Genomic DNA, 20721 nt, shown 5'->3' with positions numbered 1-20721 from the left:
AGCAGTCATGATCTGGAGCGCTTGAATGTCGATTAGCCCTAAAATCTTTCCTGTTCTAGTGGGTGATCTTTTGCTCTCAGAACACGCCCATACGAAAATGCTCCAAATTCTTTGGAATACCCCCCTTCATTCCATGCAATTTTGCCGCAAATCATTACCTTCTTCACGACATCGACCGGGCGGTTAACAATCTGCCTGCACCCGAATTGATTACGATAAATGAAGTGATAGGTGCTTTCTGGATCCCATTGTGCAAGAGCCACAGGATCGATCAGACAGAGATCTGCCTGTGCGCCAACCCGCACTTTTCCGGCATTGATCCCGAAGAATTCGGCCGGAAGTGCTGTTAAGCGGTGAATAGCACAAGAAACCTGCGGCAATCCTTCCCGTTGTGCAATTTTCAGCGCCCTTAGGTTTCCATCATAAAAGCCGATATTGGCGAGGTGTGCACCGCTATCGTTAAATCCGGGAAGCGTTTGATCGTGAAAGAGCAGTTTCCTGAGGGTTTTGCTATTACGGTTCGCAAAAGTTGTTTCCCAACGTAAATCCGTATCCCATTCGCGTAACAGATGTAGAAAAAACGAGGCATCATCTGTTATCGGATTAGGAAAACCCGAAAAAAATACCGCTTCAGCGTGATTGACCGGTCCACGCTGGCCATGAGATGCTTGGCTGGCCAGAAGTCTCCGATAAGGAGCTTCCAGCGTTTCTCCGTCCCAGTTGCCAAGTGGGCATTCTGACACAATCATGTCATCCAGGTTGCGGGTAAGCACGATATCTTCCTGACGCATCCGGCGACGTAGTCTGGCAAGTGACCAGCCATTTTTACCCCTAAGCCACATCTCGCGGAACGATTTGACCCAATCAGGGTCATTCATGACCTTTAACCGACCTTGACGATCATCAAGCTCCAGTTCGTTGAGAGCGCGGAATGCTGGGATTTCATCCGCAATCGGGTTAATGGCGCCGTCACTCCATATTCTGAAAGATGACGACAATGCCTGAAAACGCAACATTCCTTTCAGTATCCGGGAATTCAGCATCGAAGAGAGGAGTAGACACAGATACATGGCGGACCGATTGGTCTGCAAGTCAATCGCAGCCAAGACAGTTGTTTTGAGAGGACGACGATACAGACGTCCGCAGGTCAGCATGAAACTACGCACTGCTGCAACGATGTTGTCTTTAGGCGGAGTTGCCTGCCAGACACGGCCGTAACGTCGCACAATGTTTGTTAGCCAACGAAGCTCTTTAAAACTGGCGTATTGCGTTGGAATTTTTTTCTTCTTGTTGGGGTTATTGGCAAGAAAATGAAAAGGGAGTGCATCGGTAGAAAAGCCTGCATAGCCTTGCAACATCCCGGCCTCCAGCAATTGCTCCATGCGGGCAAGTTCCTGCCTGGTCGGATGGCGTGTTACAGACTCGTCTAACCCCATGACTTCAATCCGGAGCATGGAATGGGGTATTAGTGGCACGACATTGGGGCCTAGGGGAAGACTTTCCAGATGATCAAGATAGCCCTGTGAGTCTGACCAGACGCACATGTCCGCAACACGGCTGAGGACTAACTTTGGCATATTCTCGACACGCGCGAAGCAATCAACGATCGGATTCTCTCCGTTACGACGCTGATGACCGTATGTCACGCCAATGGAGCAATTGCTCATCACGACCGTTGTGGTGCCATGCCGCACAACTTCTGGCAGTTCAGGGGCAAGTTCAACTTCCAGATCCAGATGGGTGTGGATATCCAACAATCCCGGCATCAGCCAGAGCCCCCGACATTCGATCTCGGCTGTCTCGTCGGTGGCCTTCAAATTGCGTCCAACTGCGGTAATCTTACCGTCTGTAATGGCAACATCTGACACAACAGGTATACTTCCGGAGCCATCAAACAAAATGCTGTTTCGGAAAATGATATCAACCATATGTGTCCCCTCAAGCAGTAAATAGAGACACGCAGAATATATTGTGCGTGTAATAGTTGTTCTGATGGCTACCTGCGTGATTACAACAATTGGGAGGCAGAAGGGTTCCAGAATTCTGATTTTGATGGATAAAATTAATGCAAATTATGGATTTATATTGGGGTTTTTATACATGTAGAAAGACTTACACAAACAGGGAAGTGTCAGCTTACGACAAAGCCCAACTTGTTGTTGAATGGAAAATATGACTGCATATCGCCCCTACCTACCGAATCCCTCCCACAAAAAAGTGCCTTATCGTGTCAGATATCTCCCTTGAGAAGGACAACCCGATGGACCGTATGCAGCCATTTTGCCTCTTGCAGCGATGGAACTGGGCACATGGACGAGTTTTGCATTTGATGACCTGGTAGGAACTTTGACCATGGAGAATTAATTATTTGATTATGGTAAATTTTTTCCTCTGCATTCCATAAACTGAGAATTTGGTTAGGGTGAAACCACTCAATATATAAGCACAAAATGTTCGGATACATAATACAAACGTTTCCATTTCAGAGTATTTTCACAAAAATTATATTATGAAGAATAAGCCAATATATAAATGTCACAGAGTAATTTAATATTCTATCCGCACTTCATTGATTTCTATTTGATGAGATCATGTTGTAAACGAGGAAAAAGAGAAGAAGGCACGCTCCGGCAGGAACGAGCATTGGCAGATCAGCGCTTCCAGTCCAGTGACGGACCCATGCTACCAGATTTTGACCAAGAAATGCCCCCAAGCCTCCTACCGACGTGATGGTGGCTATACCTACCGCCGCCTTAGCATCTTTCAGGAATCTGGAAGGAAGAGCCCAAAGACAGGGGAGTAAAATATAAATGCACGGACCACCCAGACTCAGCAACGCAAAGCGATATGCATTATTATGTATAGAGACTGACAGTATAAAGCACATCATTCCAAAGACAGATGCGGCAAGCATCGCATAAAGGGGGCGGTCTCCTTTTCTGACTGCAGGAACTAGAAAAATCAAAGCTAAAGTCGCTAAAAAGTATGGTATTGCGTTTAGAAATCCGTTTTCCGTATATCCTACACCAAATTCATTTACCAATGATGGTAGCCAATAACTTAGTCCATAACTTGCGATGGAAATTAGCATGAAGCAAATTGCAAGTTTTATGACTCGGATATCGAATATGACGCTGAGGACATTTGTATTCTGGGAATCATTTTGAAGGACCTTCTCTTTTTCAGAAGCAAGAGTGTCGACAAGCCATTTTTTCTCTATATTATTTAGAAAATTTTGATTTTCAGGCCGTTCTGGAAGAAAGAAAAAAACCAGAATGGCTAGAATAATTGGAAAAACTCCTGTCACTAGAAAAATTATTTGCCAACCTGCCAGAGACGCGAAACCATGCTTACTCAGAAGCCAGCCACAAATTGGCCCGCTAAGCATATTGCCGACACTACTGGCTAACGTGAAGTATCCCATCATGCGAACGCGATGTTGCGCAGGAAACCACAATGATAAGTAATATATTATACCTGGATATAGCCCAGCTTCTGCCGCACCCAACAAAAATCTTAAAATATAAAACATGAGGGGACTGCTTGTAAAAGCGAGCAGTATTGTAATAATTCCCCACGATATTCCAATTCTGGCAATCCATCTGGATGCGCCAAATTTATGGAGTAATAAATTACTTGGAATTTCAAAAATCATATACCCAATGAAAAACAATGATGCACCAGAAGCGAAGACTGTTTCACTTACATGTAGGTCAATCATCATTTGTAGTTTTGAAAATGCAATATTTTGGCGATCTATATAGGCTCCCAGATAACATGCCGTAACCAAAGGTAAGAGCCTGCGGGCAACTTTATTTATAACTGCAAGTTCATCAACGGGTATATCTGACATATTTCCCTCTATTTTTATTTTATTGCGAGGTTTCGTATCGTGTAACGAACTGTTTTTTATTTTCAGGCAGCATAGAGTTAAACGTATGATGAAAGAAAGAGTTTTAATCTTCCTAAGCCGTGGTTAGATGTGTATGTCTTTTTTTCTCTAACGTCACGCTTTTTAAGCTTGTAGAACGGTCTTTCGGTGGCGAGCGGCTCCAACAAAACCAATATCTTTTCTGGTGAACCAAACAGACAAGTATCATTACCAGTCAGATTCAGTTCAGAGGCTACAACTTGAGCATGCTACGTCTTTACTTAGCACCCACCCAGTCAAAGGTTTTACGCTGTCAGAATACGCGATGTGACTGAAACACACATTGTCTCGGCTTGCGCGAATGGGCCGTTTCATTCAACAAGAATGAATGACTGAATCCGCTAGTGCATACGCTGTTCTCATTCAACGTTTTCTAAGCTCTTATGTAGGTGGGGCTTCCGCATTACTGCTTGCCTCTCTTGCGGCTCTGGCCGGATGGCTCTGATTACGGTTTTTTCTCCAAGGTGGGAGCCATTCTTTGTTCGATAGAAAAGACTTGGGATGAGAGATTTGCCTCCAACACGCACATTCTGCGTGTCCAGATCATAGCTTAATTATGAGCCTAGCTCTGCAAATGTGCCTCAACCGGCAACCGGGGCGCAGGACCTACCGCAGAACCATAGCCAATACGGCCTAGCATATGAATACGGGCGGGGGCTGATACGCCCAACGCGTTATGCATTTCGTCTACATAAGGAACAATTTCGGGAAAATCCTGAAGCGCCTGACTATGAGGTTCCATATCAAGCCCCAATGCGATTGCTTGCAGATGAGCCCGCACCCAGTCTCGTCCAGCGTCGAACATGCCCTTGCGGTCAAACTGAGGGGCAACAATCCATAAATGAGCCAAACCGGTCTGTATTGCCCTGCGATAAGCTGTGCGATTGACCTTAAACTGGACACTGTTCGGGTCTGACAGCGTCTCGAAAGTAATGGGACCCGCGGCTTTTTTCAGAGCAGTATCCGATACATAAGGGCCATAGGGCGCAGCGGCGATCGCGGTATTACCGATATGCGTGACGCGCGCCACCTCAAGGCGTGTGGAAGGGGAGGAGATCATCCAGACATCCCACGCCCGCATGGTAATGTCCTGTATTTTTGTGGCTAACCCGGGTTCCAGGTTAAGATGCACGCGTTCAGGTTTGCGCGTGGCCTTCCGAATAGCCGTCAGTTGCTGAATACTGACAGACCGGGCTAGATCGAACGGTGTTCGGTTGGTATGGCGCTCAAGAATATGGTCCAGCAGCGGATCACGGCGCGGGGTCTGTCTGTGCAGGGTGAATATGGCAATCGGTCGGTGATCCAGAACAGGCCAGGGTTCGCCTTCAGGAAAGAGCCCCATCTCGACAGCATAACCTTCTGCCTCGGCAGCCATGATGAGGAGTTCGGAAAAAGTACCGAACCCTACGGTGAGTTGCCGATCCGGCATATCAGAGGCGGCTAGACGACGTTCACCTCCATTGCGCAGTATGATATAATTATCGCCGTGTAGTTCACACACCCACGGCTGAAGATTCTGCGGGTTGGGTGCAAGGATCGCGTGAGCTAGAGCGGTTCCACTTTAATCTGGCTCATATCCAGAGGCTGTAAAGAAACTGGCGCATTGATTGGGAGTGAAAGCCGGAAGCAGCGCGCCGACGGTATCCCACAAAGCACCGACAGTCCGTTCGGCTCTGGCGCGCAGCAAGGCCTTGAGTTTTGAGAAGGCCATCTCGATAGGATTGAAGTCCGGGCTGTAGGGCGGGAGGAACATCAGTTTCGCCCCTGCCTGCTCAATGGCCTTCTGTGTTGCCGGAAGCTTATGCGCCGGAAGATTGTCCATCACGACGATATCGCCCGGCTTCAGTGTCGGGATGAGAACCCGTTCGACATAGACCTGAAAGATCCTGCCGTTCATGGGACCATCATGCACGAAGGGCGCGGTCAGGCCTGTCAGGCGCAGCCCCCCGGTGAAAGTCGTGGTTTTCCAGTGACCATGCGGCACACCGGCGCGGCAGCGTTCCCCGCGCAAGGCACGCCCGCGCAGACGGGCCATATTCGTGGAGAGGCTGGTTTCGTCAATGAACACCAGACGCTTCGGATCGAGGTCAGGCTGGAGATCAAACCAGTCCTGTCGTCGCTTCAGGATGTCTTCACGCTCCTGCTCCAGTGCATGAGCGGTCTTTTTTTGAATGTCCATCCGTGCTGCCGCAGCCAGCGACTGAGCATACTGCGACCGATCCCGACGCTACGTTCGCTTTTCAGACCTGCCATCATTTCGTTGAGCGTGATGTCTTTCTGCGTTTCGATCATGCCCGCGATAAACGCTTCGTGCGCGTCCAACCGTGACCCGCGCGGCTTGCCCTGACGACGGGGCGTCTGCTCGCCGCTTTCGCGTTCCCGACGCAGCCAGCGGATCGCCGTCGAAATCCCAACACCGAACCGCGCCGCAATCGAGCGGGCTGACGCTCCCCCAGCTCCAGCTTCCAGAACCCGCTTCCGAAGATCATAACTCAATGCTCGTGCCATCACCGTCTCCATCAGAAAAAACGGTGAATCACATCGCGCCTTCACTGTCACCTTTCGATTCAGAGTTCAGTGGAACCGCTCTATGCCGCGTAATCGAGGATCGTGATGATGACGCAGAGCCTCTGGCGACCAAGCAGCCCAAGGGTCACCTAAAGGGAACACAGGAGAGGCTGCGCGCCCAGCAGATGGGGAAAGGGGCCCTATGGCCATCACGGTCGTAACGCCCGCTATGGATCTAAGAAACAACCTGCGTTGAGGATCTACGAGCATCTTGGAAACCTTACGATAAAAGCCTCATATTTATCGCCTTACTTCGATTGTTTTTTATGGAATCAGTTTGCGCTCACGCATCCTGTTCAGATGAGCCAGCAGCACATCGTCTGAGCATCGCATCATGCCGGGAAATCCTGCCTGCCGCGCCTTGGTTACATCGAAGATCGCATCTTTCTCGACATGGAAGATAAAGTCGCCGAAGCCACCAAGTGCAAGCCGGTCCGTATCCGTCTCGGCCAGACCTTCCCGGGTTGCAAGTTGTGCCCAGACGGGTTTGAGAGCATGTACGCGCTGGGCTAGCGAGATTGGTTGCGGTTCTCCCACATCAAGTCCGAACCATTCCGCCAGTCTGGGCCAGACGTGGCACCAGCGAAAGACGTCACCATTAGTAATGTTAAAGGCACCGTCCACATCTTTTTCGGCAGCCCACAATGCGGCCTCGCCCAGCACTTCAGTACTGACAATATTGACCAGCACGTTACGATAGGCGGCCTCCGGGCCGGGAAACTGCATGGCGGTCTTCGTCTCTCGACACAGAGCACCGTATAGCCCAATCAAATTACCCAGATTCATGGAAGAGCCCAATGAATGACCGATGACGATATCGGGCCGTAGAGCGGTCCATTTCAGTCCTTCGCGTTCCTGCGAACGAGCAAAGTCCTCATGTCGGAAATAAAGATTGGGCGGGAAGTGGCGGCTGTCGTCCTCTCGGGCTGGTGTCTTGTAAACACCCAGATGGGCGCCATAAACTTTGCCACCCTGAATGAAGATAAGCCGTTGAAGAGACGCGCCAGATTTTCTGAGGGCAGACACAAGGTTTTCCAACATCGCGGCATTCTCATCCGCTTCGATGCCTGGATCTGGGTTTGGCTTGAGAGCAGCATAAAAAAGATGCGTAACTCCCTTCAAAGCATTGCCCTGCGAGGTCAGACTTTCGGTATCCAGAAGGTCGGCACTGATGTGAGTGCCACTGCCGGGTCCTTTCGGTGCACGGCTGAGTGTGGAGATAGTCCATCCCGCATTCTGAAAAGCATCAAGCGCTGCGAGCCCCACGCCCCCCTGGGCTCCGGCAATCAGGACATGTTGAGCACTCATGACGTCTCCATAGATGAGGTCTTCTCTGCCGAGGCATGACGTTATTCCGTCGGCAGCCAAAGTAAAAACAGATCAAAATGGTCTGACTGATTATGATTTTTTGGCGTATAAAGAAGAATTGACTTTGGAGTGAAGGCATTATGCACTTTATATGCATGATGGACGTCCTTGCTCATATCCGTATCTTTCTTGACATTGCTGATAACGGTAGTCTGGCCGCTGTGGCACGGGCGCGGCGTCTTGCTCCCTCAGCCGTAACAGCCAGCCTTCGGCGTCTTGAAGAGTATGTTGGCGCAAGGCTGGCGCTTCGGTCCACCCCAAGGCTGTCACTAACCCCGGAAGGCGAGCAATTCGCGCGGCAATGCCGCGAACTGCTTCTGACGCTGGATGACGTCATTGATCAGGCAGGAGGAGACGGCCCCCTAAAGGGCGTTATCCGGATCACCTCCCTGAGCGATTTCGGGCGTACCCGACTGTGGGAAGTTATTGATGGTTTCATCGCACACCATCCAGCCGTGCGTTTTGACCTTTCTTTAAGCGATGACGTAACCGATCTGATCAAGGGGGGATATGATCTGGGCTTACGCACAGGCCCCTTGTCGGACTCACGCCTGAAGGCCCGCCTGATCATGCGCGGAGGACGGTCAGTCTGTGCCGCGCCATCTTACTGGGGCATTCACGGCAAGCCTGACCGCCCGGAGGATCTCGCCAGCCACAATTGCCTCGTCCTCTCACGCAAGGGGGATCCACAAAGTATCTGGCGTTTTCACGACGGCAGCACTCTGGTTTCAGTGAATGTGTCTGGTGATAGAACAGCCAATGATGGTGCCTTGCTGCGGCAATGGGCTATTGCTGGCGCTGGTGTCGTGCTGAAGACGGATTACGATGTCGCTGCAGATCTGCAAGCAGGACGGTTGGAGACGGCATTGGACGCTTTCAAGCAGGACGATATCAACATTTATGCCGTGCACGCTGCTGGTCAGAATCTTTCACGACGCGTGCAGGCCTTTCTGGATTATCTCGTTGACGTCTGCTGAGGGGAGGGATCAATATCCGGGCCTCATGGGGGACGGTTACTGTGGGACGTTTTTCTCTAACATCAGGAAACAGGCATGTTGTTTACCCCCTATCGCCTTGGCGAGCTTGCATTACCTAATCGGATTGTCATGCCGCCGATGACGCGGTGCAGAGCGGGTGACGGTGACGTTCCCACAGCGTTGATGGCTGAGTATTATGCGCAACGAGCAAGTGCCGGACTCATTGTCAGCGAAGGCACACCCATCAGTCCACAGGGGCGCGGTTATGCGTGGACGCCAGGAATTTACAGCGAGGCCCAGATAAACGGTTGGCGACTGGTCACGGATGCAGTGCATGCGAAAGGCGGGCGTATTTTTGCTCAATTATGGCATGTAGGGAGACTGTCTCATGTGTCCCTCCAGCCGGGGGGTGCTGCACCTGTTTCGGCTTCAGCTATTCAGGCCGAAGGAGTGAAAGTCTATGTGGATCTTAACCATAAAGGCGCAGCTTCGGGTGCCGGACAGATGGTGCAGAGTTCTATGCCGCGCGCCCTGACGCTTCCCGAAATCCGCCAGATCATCGCCGATTACGCGCAGGCTGCGCGCAATGCGATTGCGGCAGGCTTCGACGGTATCGAGCTTCATGCGGCTAATAGTTATCTTATCAGCCAGTTTATCTGCTCGGAATCCAATCATCGGGATGATCAGTATGGCGGAAGCCTCCGCAACCGGCTGCGTCTGCTTGAAGAGGTGACGGAAGCAATGATCGGGGCCATAGGCGCACGCCGCGTCGGGGTGCGCCTGGCGCCGCTTACGACCCATCAGGGCACGCGTGATGCCACGCCGCAAGCCACCTACGTTGCGGCGGCAAAACTGCTGGACGATCTAGGCGCTGTTTATATCCATATCGCAGAAGCGGATTGGGACGATGCACCGGACATGCCCGTGACGTTCAAGGAAGCCCTTCGGATCGTCTATCGTGGAACGATGATTTATGCTGGCCGTTACACGGAGGCGCGTGCTGAAAATGCATTGCAGGCTGGATGGGCCGATCTGATAGGCTTTGGTCGTCCGTTTATTGCCAATCCTGACCTGCCTTGGCGGCTGGAACACGGGGTTACCTTAAACCCCGTGCGGGAAGACTATTATTACGGTGGAACGGAAATTGGCCTGACGGATTACCCATTCGCCCAGGCTAAGGAAGGGGGAGATGCATGAAAATCGGCTTTGTCGGACTTGGCGCCATGGGGCATGCAATGGCGGAGCGGTTGCTCAAAGGTGGTCATGCTCTCGTCGTCTATAACAGGACACGTAGCAAGGCAGATGATCTGATCGATCAAGGGGCTGTATTTGTCGAGACACCTGCAGACGTTGCCCGTCAAGCTGAGGTAACTTTCTCGATGTTGTTTGACGACGCAAGCACGGAAGAGGCCACGTTTGGCAAAGACGGTGTCGCAACAGGGCTGTCTCAGAACGCAATCCATGTCTGCTGTAGCACCCTGTCTCTGGCGCAGGCGCGCCGTTTGCGAGATGGACACGCCGAGCGAGGCCAGACTTATGTGAGCGCCACTGTGCTGGGGCGCCCGCCGGCAGCTGCGGCGGGAGAATTGTTCGTCATCACGGGAGGCGCAGAGGAGGCGGTGAAGCACCTGCGCCCGCTACTCGAGTGTTTTGGAACCCAGATATTTGATGCCGGACGGGACCCTGTGCAGGCCAACCTCGTGAAACTTTCCCTCAATTTCATGATTTACTCCACGATTGAGCAGATGGCAGAAGTTTTTGCACTCAACGAGAAGGCAGGAACAGATCCGCGCAAGATCTTTGAAATCATGACCAATAGTTTTTATACGGCACCCGTTCATAAGAATTACGGAAAGCTGATGGTAGAGCATGAATACGATCACCCAGGCGCCCCGCCGGTAACACTTGGCCTCAAGGATATGAAAATGTTTCTGGAAGCTGGCGGCGACTATGACGTTCCTCTGCCTTACGCTTCCGTGGTGCGGGATCGTCTTCTAAGCGCTATCAGTGCAGGCGATGCCGATCGGGATTTTGTGGTGCTTATGGAACGGGCTCGGCAGGATAGCGGGCTGAAATAATCATGGTTTGTAATGGGTCTGTGCCGGCTTACGGGCCCTATCTGTTCGGTTGCCATCCTCCCCCCATGGCGCGAACGAGGTCAATCCCTGCAACCAGACGGCGTGTCATGAGGGTGATCATATCCTCACGTGCCTGCAGTTCAGCCGTCTGAGCAATAACAACCTGCAAATAATCCACAGCACCTTCACGATACTGGATTGAAGCCAGTTGGTTTGTACGAGTGGCGGCGGTAACAGCCTCGTTCTGGCGTGACGAAGCATCAGCCAGATGATTGAGCAAGGCGAGTTGATCTTCCACTTCCCGAAAAGCACGTAACGATACCTGCCGATAATTTGCGGCTGCTTCGGTGTAGGCGGCATGCATGGCAGCCAAATCGGCAAAACGTCGTCCACCGTCAAAAATAGCCAGAGTGGCGAGGGCAGGGCCGAGTGCCCACACACCTGTCCCGGCGGAAAAAAGTGTGCTGACGGTTGTTTCTGACCCGCCTGACGATCCGAGCGTAATGTTGGGGAAAAAGGCTGCTCGGGCCACACCGATCCGGGCATTTGCTGCTGCCATACGGCGTTCTGCTGCCGCCACATCAGGCCGCCGTTGCAGTAATAAAGACGGCGCAGTAATGGGAATGACAGGAACAGCCGCCAGGGACTTAACGGGCGGAAGCGAGAAAAGTGTTGGTTCTTCGCCAATCAATACAGCAATGGCATGTTCAAGCAGGGCACGATCGGCTGCTTGCTGTTCCAGTCGGGACTGTGTGGTCGCCAGTTGGGTTCTTGCTCGCCCGACATCAAGTTCACTGGCGGCTCCCCCCGTAAACCGATTGGTAGTCAGCTGGAGTGCTGCCTCGTAGGAGGAGACGGTCTGCCGCAATACCTCCATGCGAGCATCAAGGCCGCGAAGCTGAAAATAATCATCGCCCAGTTCAGCTTGCAGGCTGAGACGCATGGCCGCGAGATCATCTGCGCTGGCCTGAGCCCCTGAACGCGCGGCAGAAACGAGGTTGCGGATACGCCCCCAAAGATCTGGTTCCCAGGAGACAGTTCCTCCTGCAGCATAATTACGATAATCGAAGTAGGAACCGGTTTGTAAAAACAGGGTTTGTTCCCGTTCTGCACTCGCTGTAGCGTTAATCTGAGGAAAGAACTCAGCACGTGCCCTTCGCACCATGGCGCGTGCCTGATCGTATCGAGCAATGGCGGCCGCCAGTTGTGGGTTACCTGTGTCGATCCGTGCTTCAAGTCCGTTCAATTGCTCATCTTGCATGACGGTCCACCAGTCGGAAGGCGGTATCGCCATCTCAGGGCGTGTGGGCGTCCAGAGGCCACTTTCCTTGAATGTAAGCGGGAGGGCGGTCTGCGCCGGTTTTTGGTAATGCGGCGCAAGGTTGCAGCCAGAAAGGGCGGACAACAGCATAATCACAACCCCACGCCCTGTCAGATCGGCAGGCATGAAAATTCTCGCAAACCACAGGCGCTTTTTATACTTCTGATGCCGCGCGGATTGTCCTTGCCGCTCAGCCTCAACTGTCATGCCCATTCTCCTGAGGTTTCACCTCGTCACCGTCGCGCAGATCATCTCTCGGATTATCGATAATGGCGCTTTCAGAAGACAGTCCCGTGACCTCAAGCTCTGTGCCGAAATCGGTTAGAATGGTAATAGGATGGATCTTGACGTGATGATTGGCCTCCATGACCGCAATGGTTGGGCCTGCGCGCCGGAACAGAAGACTGCTGGCGGGAATGCGCACGGCGTTCGTGGTGCTGGTGCCGGGAAAGGTGAAGGCAATTTGTGCATAAGATCCTGGCTTCAGCAAATTCTCCGAGTTTTCGTAGAGAAGCTGAACAAGCATCGCACCTGATTGTGGGTCAACGGCATCAGAAGAACGAATGAGATGGGCCTGAAAGGTTCTGCCCGGATAATCTGGCACTGTGAACGCAACGTCCATACCCTCGCGCATACGGGCAATATAGGCCTGCGGAACACTGACATAGATGCGAAGCTGTGAAACATCCGAAACAGTGAACAGCGGCTGTGCAGAAGACGCGCCGGCGACGATCAATGCGCCGATATCCGTCGCGCGGCTGGTGACGACGCCCGTAAAAGGGGCCACGATATGTTTGAACCCGGAGAGGGTTTCAAGCCGTCCCACTTCAGCCGAAGCCTCACGCTGCATTGCCTCGCTGGCTGCAAAATTTCCGCGCCGCTCATCCGTTTCCTGTTGCGATACCGCATTCTGTGCGTTGAGGCGGTCCCACCGGCGGGTGGTAATTCCAGCCAGATTGCGCTGCGCGGCACGGGTTGCCAGCGCGGCGCGTGCCCCTTTCAGTTGCAGGTCCACATCTGGAGTATCGATCTCCGCCAGTAGCTGACCTTCGTGTACCTTTTGGCCGATATCGGCATACCACCGCAGGAGGTAGCCGTTGGTGCGTGCATAGACAGGTGCACTGTACCACGCTTGCAGCCGTCCCGGCAGAACCAGCTTATCTGGGGCCATGCCACCCGGATGGACAATGGTCACGGTAGGAATAGCTGCGGCAGCAGTGACTGCGTGAAGCTGATGGCGTGCATGTACGCGCAGAAAAACACCGCTGGCCAGAATCAGGCCAAACGTTAGTCCCGCAGCCAGAATGAACCAACGAAGGCGCGGAGGACGCCCTGTTGTTTGTGATCTGCTGTTTTCCTGTGAGGGGCGGGGCATGACATCAGGCATGGGGTGATGCTCCATGCTCTTCGCCCTGTCTACGGCGATGGTAGATGATGGCGAACAAGGTCGGGACCAGAAAAAGCGAGGCACAGGTTGCAAAGATAAGGCCACCAATGACAGCCCGGCCAAGAGGCGCGTTCTGTTCACCCCCTTCACCAAACCCCAGCGCCATGGGCAACATTCCGATAATCATGGCCAGAGCCGTCATCAGCACTGGGCGCAATCTGGTTTTTCCTCCCACCAGCGCCGCCTGCAATGCATCACCATGCTCGCTGAGTTGCTCACGGCAGAATGCTATGACAAGGATGGAGTTCGCCGTCGCGACCCCCATGCACATGATGGCTCCTGTCAGTGCCGGGACAGAAAGAGGCGTTTCAGTTGCAAACAACATCCAACAGATTCCGGCCAACGCCACCGGCAAGGCAAGAATGACGATGAAAGGATCTATCCAGCTTTGAAAATTGACGACAATCAGGAGATAAATAAGCACGATAGCGCCCAGAAGACCCGCACCAAGACCGGAAAAAGCCGTTGTCATGGATTGGTACTGGCCTCGTAATACGACACTTACTGTAGCTGGCCGCTGATGATCCAGCCGCGCCAGAACAGCTTGTACATCAGAGGCCACACCACCAAGATCACGTCCATCACTGCCCGCAAAAATGTTGATGAGCGGACGAATGTTATACTGCCCTTCAACAGGAGACGTTGTACCGCGGGTAATCTTGCCCAATGCCCCCAACACCTGAAGCCGCATGGTTGACACAACGCTGCCCGTTACAGGCAAGCCAATTACATCCGCCAGAGCCGCAATCCGGTATTCCGGCATCTGCACCGCAATGGGATAGGTCACATTGTTTTGCGGGTTCAGCCAATAGAGTGGTGCGGTCTGTGTCGTCCCCGCAATTGATGTTGCTATGCTGTTGGTGACATCGTTTTCCGTTAAACCAAGCTGACTGATCCGCGTGCGGTCTACATCAAAACGCAGTTCTGGATAATTGGCGGGTTGCTGAATGCGTGCGTCAACCAGGCCGTCAATGTGGCGTATCGCACGTAGCACCAGTTCAGCGAACTGGCGTGTTTCCTCCGGCTTGGGCCCGACAATCTGAATATCGATAGGGGCGGGTGCGCCGAAATTGAGGATCTGACTGGTGATATCGGCGGGAAGGAAGGCGAATTCAGCCTGAGGGAAAAGCCGACGCAGGTCAGCGCGCAATATGCGCACATAGTGTTGGGTGGGATGATGATTCTCCTTGAGCGCAATCAAGATGTCACCATCTTCCGGGCCGATCGTGCCGGAGGCGTTATACGCGACGTTGATGGCACTATTCGGCAGGCCGATCGTATCAGCAATAGAGTCTACCTCATCGGCAGGAATACGTGCACGGATCTGTTTTTCGATGTCGAGAAACAGGGCGCTGGTTTCTTCGATCCGCATGCCGATGGGCCCCCGCACGTGAAGTGTCATCGCACCTGCATCTACCGTGGGAAAGAAGTTGCGTCCCAGAAAAGGTAGAAGCGCCAGACTGAGAAACCCGAAACAGAGAAAGCCAAGCACAAATCGCCAACGATGCTCCAGCGCCACTTCCAGCACGCCGCCATAACGCTCTTTAAACGCTTCAAAGTAATGCTCGAACCTCTGCTGAAAGCGCGTGAAAATACCCGGACGCGCTTTGTTTTCCTTGTCATGCGGCCGTAGCAGGAACATGGCCATCGTCGGGACAAGTGTGCGCGACAGAAGGAAAGACATCATCATGGCGAATATGACGGCCAGCGCCATGGGCACGAAGAGAAAACCCGACACGCCGGGCAGATAGAACATCGGTACAAAAACAATGCAGATGCAGAGCAATGAAAGGAAAGCAGGAACGATAATTTCGCCTGAGCCGTCAATAATGGCGGCATGGACATCCTTACCCATCTCCAGATGTCGTTCGATATTCTCGATTGTGACCGTTGCCTCGTCCACCAGAATGCCAACGGCCAGCGCCAGCCCCCCCAATGTCATGACATTCAGTGTCTCGCCAAGCGATGAGAGAATGGCAATTGCGCCCAGAATAGACAACGGAATGGAGGTTGCTACGATCAGGGTGGAACGCCATGAACCCAAAAAGAGCAGGATCATTAAACTGGTCAAACCGGCTGCAATCGCCCCCTCACGCAGAACACCACTTACGGCAGCCCTGACAAAGAGCGACTGATCATTGACGGGGGTGACCTGAAGCTGTTTTGGCAGCCCGCGCACAGCATCGGGAATGGTTGCCCTGATCCCCTCTACAATGGCGATGGTGGAGGTTGCTCCCGACTTGAGAACAGTCAGCATGGCCGACCGCTGACCATCCACATGCACAACATTCTGCTGTGGCAGGGAGCCATCACGCACATGAGCAACATCACGCACACGCACCACCGCTCCATTCACGGTCTTGATAGGCAACATATTGAGTTGCTCGACAGACAGCGGAGCGTTGTTTAACCGGAAATTATATTGATATTCCCCAATCTTGACAAAACCGGCTGGGGTGATCTGGGTTTGCATCGCCAGTGTGCTGGCCACGTCCTGTCCAGACACACCACGCGCTTGCAATTGGGAAGGATCGAGATCCATCTGGATCTGCCTCACACGGCCACCATTAGGGAAGGGGAGGGCGGCGCCTGGCACCATGACCAGCCGGGTACGGATGAAGTTGAAGCCGTAATCATAGAGCTGCTGTTCGGTCAGCCCGGCCCCAGACAGACCAAGCTGAAGAATGGGTACGGTTGAGGCATTGTAATTCAGGATCAGGGGAGGGGTTGTTCCGACCGGTAACTGACGCAGCAATGTCTGCGCAATCGCGGTAACCTGAGCGTTGGCAAGGCGGATATCTGCGCCAGGCTGAAAAAAAATCTTGGTAATACCGATACCCGTCAGCGCCTGCCCCTCAATATGTTCGATGTCATTAACCGTTGTGGTCAACGACCGCTGAAAAGGAAGCTGGATACGGCCTGATACGTCCTGCGGGGCTAGGTTGGTATAGGTCCACGCAACCGCAACAACTGGAATAGCGATGTTGGGGAAAATATCCTTTGGCGTACGGATTGCCGATAGAACACCCGCAATCACGATCAAGATCGCCATAACAATAAATGTGTAAGGCCGCGAGAGCGCCAGACGAACAATGGCGTTCATGGCGACAGAAGGCTATTCCGTGGAGGAGGCTGTAACCGCACGGTGACAACGAACGCACTGTCTCCTGAGTTACAGGCCTGTTTGCCACTCCTTTGATGATGCATGAAGTGGTGTCTTTCGATGATGTAGAGAGAGGACCGTTTGCACTTGTGTGAGATGGTCCACTTTAAAGAGAGATGTCGACCCCAGTGCGTGGCACCTGATGATTCACCTCTGAACGATCATGGCGCATTTCCGATCATATGTAGAAGCCTCGTCTTCAATGGAAAGGCTTTGAGCGGGTTCACATTTGGGTGAAAAAATAGAGAGAACCTCGGCCTTCCATGAGCAACTTTCTCTCATCTATTCTTTACACAGAATGGGTTAAACGATTTTCCTGCGATCAATGCTCTTGGTGCACAGTGTCTGATCTGGTCTGACGGCAAGACATGATTGCCGTGAGGAAGAACTCTCGTGTCGATAGGTCGTTCCCCATAATCATGCCGCAGGAGCATAATAATGGACAAAAATGGACCTGCGCCTCTGCACCCAGAGAACTCTGCGTCTACTGGGGGTGAGAGCTTAAAAAATACAAAATCGACATCTGCGGCAGAGATAAGCTCAGCAGAAAGACTTTTATCTGCTCCAGTCTTTCCGGATTTAGCTGATAGTACTCTCGCCCGCATCGTCCAGGACATGAACCAGAACGGCTTCGGCATGGTGGAGAAGTGTATTGACGAGGCACACCTGTCTTCCCTGAGAGCCTTCATTATGCAGAAGGTTGTCGAGCAACGCGGCGAATATGGTCCTTTTGATCCCGGTCACTCTGGCAGCGATTCCTTACTGAACGCGCTGTCTCTCTCCTCCGAATTCAATCGGGCCTGCCGGACAATCTATAGATTAGGAACGGGAAAAACTGGTCCTGATCAAACATTTTATCACATCCTACGCTGGTTTTCCGGCGACACGGGGGAGCAGCACGCTTATTTCTTTCATTACGATTCCTATGTCCTTACAGTGCTGATACCGGCCATCATGCCATCAAGAGGCCCGATGGGCGATCTGATCATGTTTCCTAACCGACGACCGATCAGAAACACTTATCTGACTAATCTTTTCGATAAGGTTCTGCTGGATAATCGACTGACGCAACGCCTGTTGAAAAAAGCGATGCTTTTGAAGCTCATAAAACCGGTTCGCGTGCAGCTAGAACCCGGGAATGTCTATTTCTTTTGGGGATATCGATCCGTGCATGCCAACGAGCCTTTTGATCACGATCAGATCCGTGCCACAGCCGTCTTCCATTATGTCAATCCACATGCGGATAGCCGGATACGGGCTTTCATAAAGCGCTAGAAACCGGGGTAACGGGCGTAATATGGCTTTATACAAGGAGCAGAGCGTACCACGTGTTCTGCATGGGAAAAGCTATCAAATTTACAGCTTTAACAGCATGCTGGTCGCAAATTTCGTAAGATCGGTGCGGGACCCCAAAAAGGCCGATTTAGCGCGCACGTCTTCATACATATCCCCGTGAAAAGCGAGATTATCTCTTGAAACCTTTTCCTGACAAAAGGAAGACTGAAGGGGCAAGAGAAGGAGTATGAACAATGAAGAGACGCTTTTTCAATTCCGTCCTTGCCGGGCTTGGCCTTTCTCTGGGCGAGGGAGGCGTTCGTGCCGCAGGTGCGGCGACCCCAGTGCGGGTTGAAAGTTTCATTTTGCATCCAAATAGCTGGGTGCCTAACAATTCTGTATTACCCGTTATCCTCTATCGTAATGCGCTGCCCACAGGTGGGGATGATCCGGCTGCGGCGTTTGAAGAACTCTTTCAGAAGAATGGATGGCCGCCCCAGTGGCGGAACGGCGTTTATTCATTTCATCATTACCATACGTTGGGGCATGAAGTGCTTGGTTTTTCCAAAGGAACGGCGAAGCTCATGCTCGGTGGCCCGGGCGCGCGTGAGGTAGATGTGCAGGCTGGCGATATTGCGCTTCTCCCGGCCGGAACCGGGCATATGAATCTGGAATCGGATGCTGCGTTTGAGGTGGTAGGGGCCTATCCACCCGGCCAAGAGTTCGACATTGTCCGTCAGAAACCTGACGCTGCACAACGTCTTCGTTTGGAGAGTTTGCCGTTCCCGGCATCTGACCCTGTTGAAGGGGCGGGTGGCTCGGTCAGTAAATTATGGAAATACCAGTGACTTATATTACGCGACGAACAATGCTTGTCGGGCTATCCAGCCTTATCTTCCCATGGCTCTGTCGGGCAGAAAGCGCACCGTTAAAAATCGGATTGATTGGTGCAGGCCAGGTGGGCAGTACACTTGCCAAGTTCTGGGTGGACGCAGGATATCACGTCATGCTCTCAGCCCGATCATTGGATGAAGCGCAGCAGCAGGCGGCACAACTTGGCTCCCTTGCTTCCGCGGGTACACCGGAGCAGGCATCTGCATTTGGTGACGTTGTGGTGTTGGCCGTGCCTTACCGAGCAATTCCAGCACTTGGTAAGCAACTAAGTGGGGTAGTAAAGGGGAAAATTCTGCTTGATCCGAGCAATTTCTATCCGTCTCGGGACGGTGCCATTGCCGCTACTGCCGCGCATGATGGAGCAGGCATCACGACCCAGCATTATTTTCCCGGCGCTCGCGTCGTGCGCGGTTTCAACTCCATTGATATGAGCGTTCTGCGCACGGAGGCTCATCGTCATCCACCTCTGCTGGCTGTTCCGATTGCAGGTGACGATCCTTCTGCTGTGGGGATTGTCGCAAATCTTGTGCGTGCAGCAGGGTTTGACCCGGTTATCACAGGGGATCTGGCAAGCTCCATTGCGTTTCAACCCGGAGGCCCCGGCTTTGAAGTGAAAACGGACGCGACCAGACTGAAAGCTGTGCTTGCCCGAAAATAGGAGTGTTTTGCCCGCATTTCAGACCGCAGGCAGGAAAACTTAAGATGCTTTTGCCTAGCCCCCGATGTTGGGACGGTAACACTGACATTCTACTGATATGCACACTTAGGTTCTGTAGGTTCATGCGTAAACAACGAGAGACCAAGACTGCGTGGCGCTTAGAAAATTTAAGAATATCCCATTGAATTAAAAAGAAAAACCCGCCTCCCTCGAAAAAACAGTCTCCGTGCCAGGTAGAAAAGAGCCCGATTTCACAAAGTTGCCAGCAACTCGCCTGAAGGGAAATATGACGATGGACGAGAAGATTTCGGCAGTTCTCGATCGCTATCACGCACGGATGCACGAGGAGCGTGCCGGGCCCCGGACAGAAGCACCCGGAGGTCGCGATGGAGGTCAGGATCAGCGCATGCGTGCTATTGGGCCGGAGACCGGGCAGATCCTGAATATCCTTGCCCGAAGTCTGGAGAAGCCAACCATCCTCGAACTTGGCACGTCTTTTGGTTATTCCGGTATCTGGCTGGCAGACGCTGCTCGCGCGTCCGGAGGACGGCTGATTACGATGGAGTTGCACGAATACAAAAGCGCTTACGCAAAGAAGATGGCCGAACAGGCTGGTCTGGCAGGGTGGATCGATTTCCGTATTGGCGACGCCGTGCAAATGATCAGGGAATTGTCTGGAAAGGTAGATTTCGTTTTCGTCGATCTGTGGAAGGATCTGTATGCTCCCTGCCTGGAGGCATTTTACCCCTACCTCAATGAGGGCGCGATTGTTGTGGCTGACAACATGATCCGGCCCGGAACGGAAGACGTGAAACGTTATGGCCGTGCAATTCGTGCTTTGCCGGGCATGTCCAGCGTTCTTTTGCCGGTCGGCACAGGAATTGAGGTGAGCCGCTTTGAAGATACTGAGAAATAAGAGATAAGACTATGTGAGAAACCAGCGCCGGAGTGGCTTCGCCTTTCCGGCCCGAGGAATGAAGATGTAACTGACTGTAGGTCAGCACAATGGTGTAGGAATTTGATGCGGAACTCTATTTTTGT

15 protein-coding genes are annotated in these 20721 nt (G+C 52.6%); 7 read left to right on the top strand and 8 right to left on the bottom strand.

Annotated elements, in window-relative coordinates:
• Window positions 1–38: 38 nt before the first annotated feature.
• From AD948_RS09110 to AD948_RS09085, 5 genes are all read right to left on the bottom strand, one after another.
• Entirely contained in the window at window positions 39–1928 is a 1890-nt protein-coding gene (locus AD948_RS09110) for an N-acyl-D-amino-acid deacylase family protein (RefSeq protein WP_061471561.1), read from the bottom strand.
• Window positions 1929–2566: 638 nt separating this feature from the next.
• The gene (locus tag AD948_RS09105; RefSeq protein WP_248845982.1) at window positions 2567–3853 is read right to left on the bottom strand and encodes an MFS transporter; all 1287 of its coding nucleotides are present in this window, start codon (window positions 3851–3853) and stop codon (window positions 2567–2569) included.
• Between the two features lie 640 nt (window positions 3854–4493).
• Window positions 4494–5360 (bottom strand): hypothetical protein, encoded by an 867-nt coding sequence (locus AD948_RS09100; protein ID WP_248845981.1) that lies wholly within the window; start codon window positions 5358–5360, stop codon window positions 4494–4496.
• Window positions 5361–5492: 132 nt separating this feature from the next.
• A protein-coding gene (locus AD948_RS17750) for an IS630 family transposase (RefSeq protein ID WP_408736063.1) occupies window positions 5493–6439 on the bottom strand; the annotation gives its coding sequence in 2 pieces (ribosomal slippage) (window positions 5493–6103 and window positions 6103–6439; 948 coding nt in all).
• Window positions 6440–6763: 324 nt separating this feature from the next.
• The gene (locus tag AD948_RS09085; RefSeq protein ID WP_061471559.1) at window positions 6764–7807 is read right to left on the bottom strand and encodes an SDR family oxidoreductase; all 1044 of its coding nucleotides are present in this window, start codon (window positions 7805–7807) and stop codon (window positions 6764–6766) included.
• A 155-nt stretch (window positions 7808–7962) separates the two neighbouring features.
• Between AD948_RS09085 and AD948_RS09080 the strand changes: the two genes are divergently transcribed.
• From AD948_RS09080 to AD948_RS09070, 3 genes are all read left to right on the top strand, one after another.
• A complete protein-coding gene (locus AD948_RS09080; protein ID WP_061471579.1) occupies window positions 7963–8844 on the top strand; it encodes a LysR family transcriptional regulator in 882 nt (293 codons plus the stop codon).
• A gap of 75 nt (window positions 8845–8919) precedes the next feature.
• Window positions 8920–10041, top strand: coding sequence for an alkene reductase (locus AD948_RS09075; protein WP_061471558.1), 1122 nt, complete (start codon window positions 8920–8922; stop codon window positions 10039–10041).
• Window positions 10038–10922, top strand: coding sequence for an NAD(P)-dependent oxidoreductase (locus tag AD948_RS09070; RefSeq protein ID WP_061471557.1), 885 nt, complete (start codon window positions 10038–10040; stop codon window positions 10920–10922). Before AD948_RS09075 ends, AD948_RS09070 begins: the two co-directional genes overlap by 4 nt.
• A 37-nt stretch (window positions 10923–10959) precedes the next feature.
• On the opposite strand, the gene AD948_RS09065 is transcribed toward AD948_RS09070, so the two are convergent.
• From AD948_RS09065 to AD948_RS09055, 3 genes are read right to left on the bottom strand one after another with little or no spacing between them, the layout of a single operon-like run.
• On the bottom strand, window positions 10960–12450 hold the full coding sequence (locus AD948_RS09065) for an efflux transporter outer membrane subunit (protein ID WP_248845979.1): 1491 nt from the start codon (window positions 12448–12450) through the stop codon (window positions 10960–10962).
• The gene (locus tag AD948_RS09060) at window positions 12440–13630 is read right to left on the bottom strand and encodes an efflux RND transporter periplasmic adaptor subunit (protein ID WP_248845978.1); all 1191 of its coding nucleotides are present in this window, start codon (window positions 13628–13630) and stop codon (window positions 12440–12442) included. Before AD948_RS09060 ends, AD948_RS09065 begins: the two co-directional genes overlap by 11 nt.
• Window positions 13623–16793: an efflux RND transporter permease subunit gene (locus AD948_RS09055; RefSeq protein WP_061471556.1), complete on the bottom strand. Its 3171-nt coding sequence runs from the start codon at window positions 16791–16793 to the stop codon at window positions 13623–13625. The genes AD948_RS09060 and AD948_RS09055 overlap by 8 nt, the downstream gene beginning before the upstream one ends.
• A gap of 498 nt (window positions 16794–17291) precedes the next feature.
• Between AD948_RS09055 and AD948_RS09050 the strand changes: the two genes are divergently transcribed.
• The 4 genes from AD948_RS09050 (at window position 17292) to AD948_RS09035 (ending at window position 20596) form a co-directional block, all read left to right on the top strand.
• Complete coding sequence (locus AD948_RS09050) at window positions 17292–18128, top strand: hypothetical protein (protein WP_211264465.1); 837 nt, start codon at window positions 17292–17294, stop codon at window positions 18126–18128.
• Between the two features lie 254 nt (window positions 18129–18382).
• Window positions 18383–18976, top strand: a complete 594-nt coding sequence (locus AD948_RS09045; protein ID WP_058988835.1) for a hypothetical protein — start codon at window positions 18383–18385, stop codon at window positions 18974–18976.
• Window positions 18973–19680 carry an NADPH-dependent F420 reductase gene (locus AD948_RS09040; RefSeq protein WP_338076680.1) on the top strand — a complete coding sequence of 236 codons (708 nt, stop codon included), beginning with the start codon at window positions 18973–18975 and terminating at the stop codon, window positions 19678–19680. Before AD948_RS09045 ends, AD948_RS09040 begins: the two co-directional genes overlap by 4 nt.
• Window positions 19681–19966: 286 nt before the next feature.
• On the top strand, window positions 19967–20596 hold the full coding sequence (locus tag AD948_RS09035; RefSeq protein WP_211264464.1) for an O-methyltransferase: 630 nt from the start codon (window positions 19967–19969) through the stop codon (window positions 20594–20596).
• Window positions 20597–20721 lie beyond the last annotated feature (125 nt).

It is taken from the genome of Acetobacter senegalensis, assembly GCF_001580995.1.
GTDB classification, from domain to species: domain Bacteria; phylum Pseudomonadota; class Alphaproteobacteria; order Acetobacterales; family Acetobacteraceae; genus Acetobacter; species Acetobacter senegalensis.
This window is presented reverse-complemented; position numbering and strand designations above follow the sequence as displayed.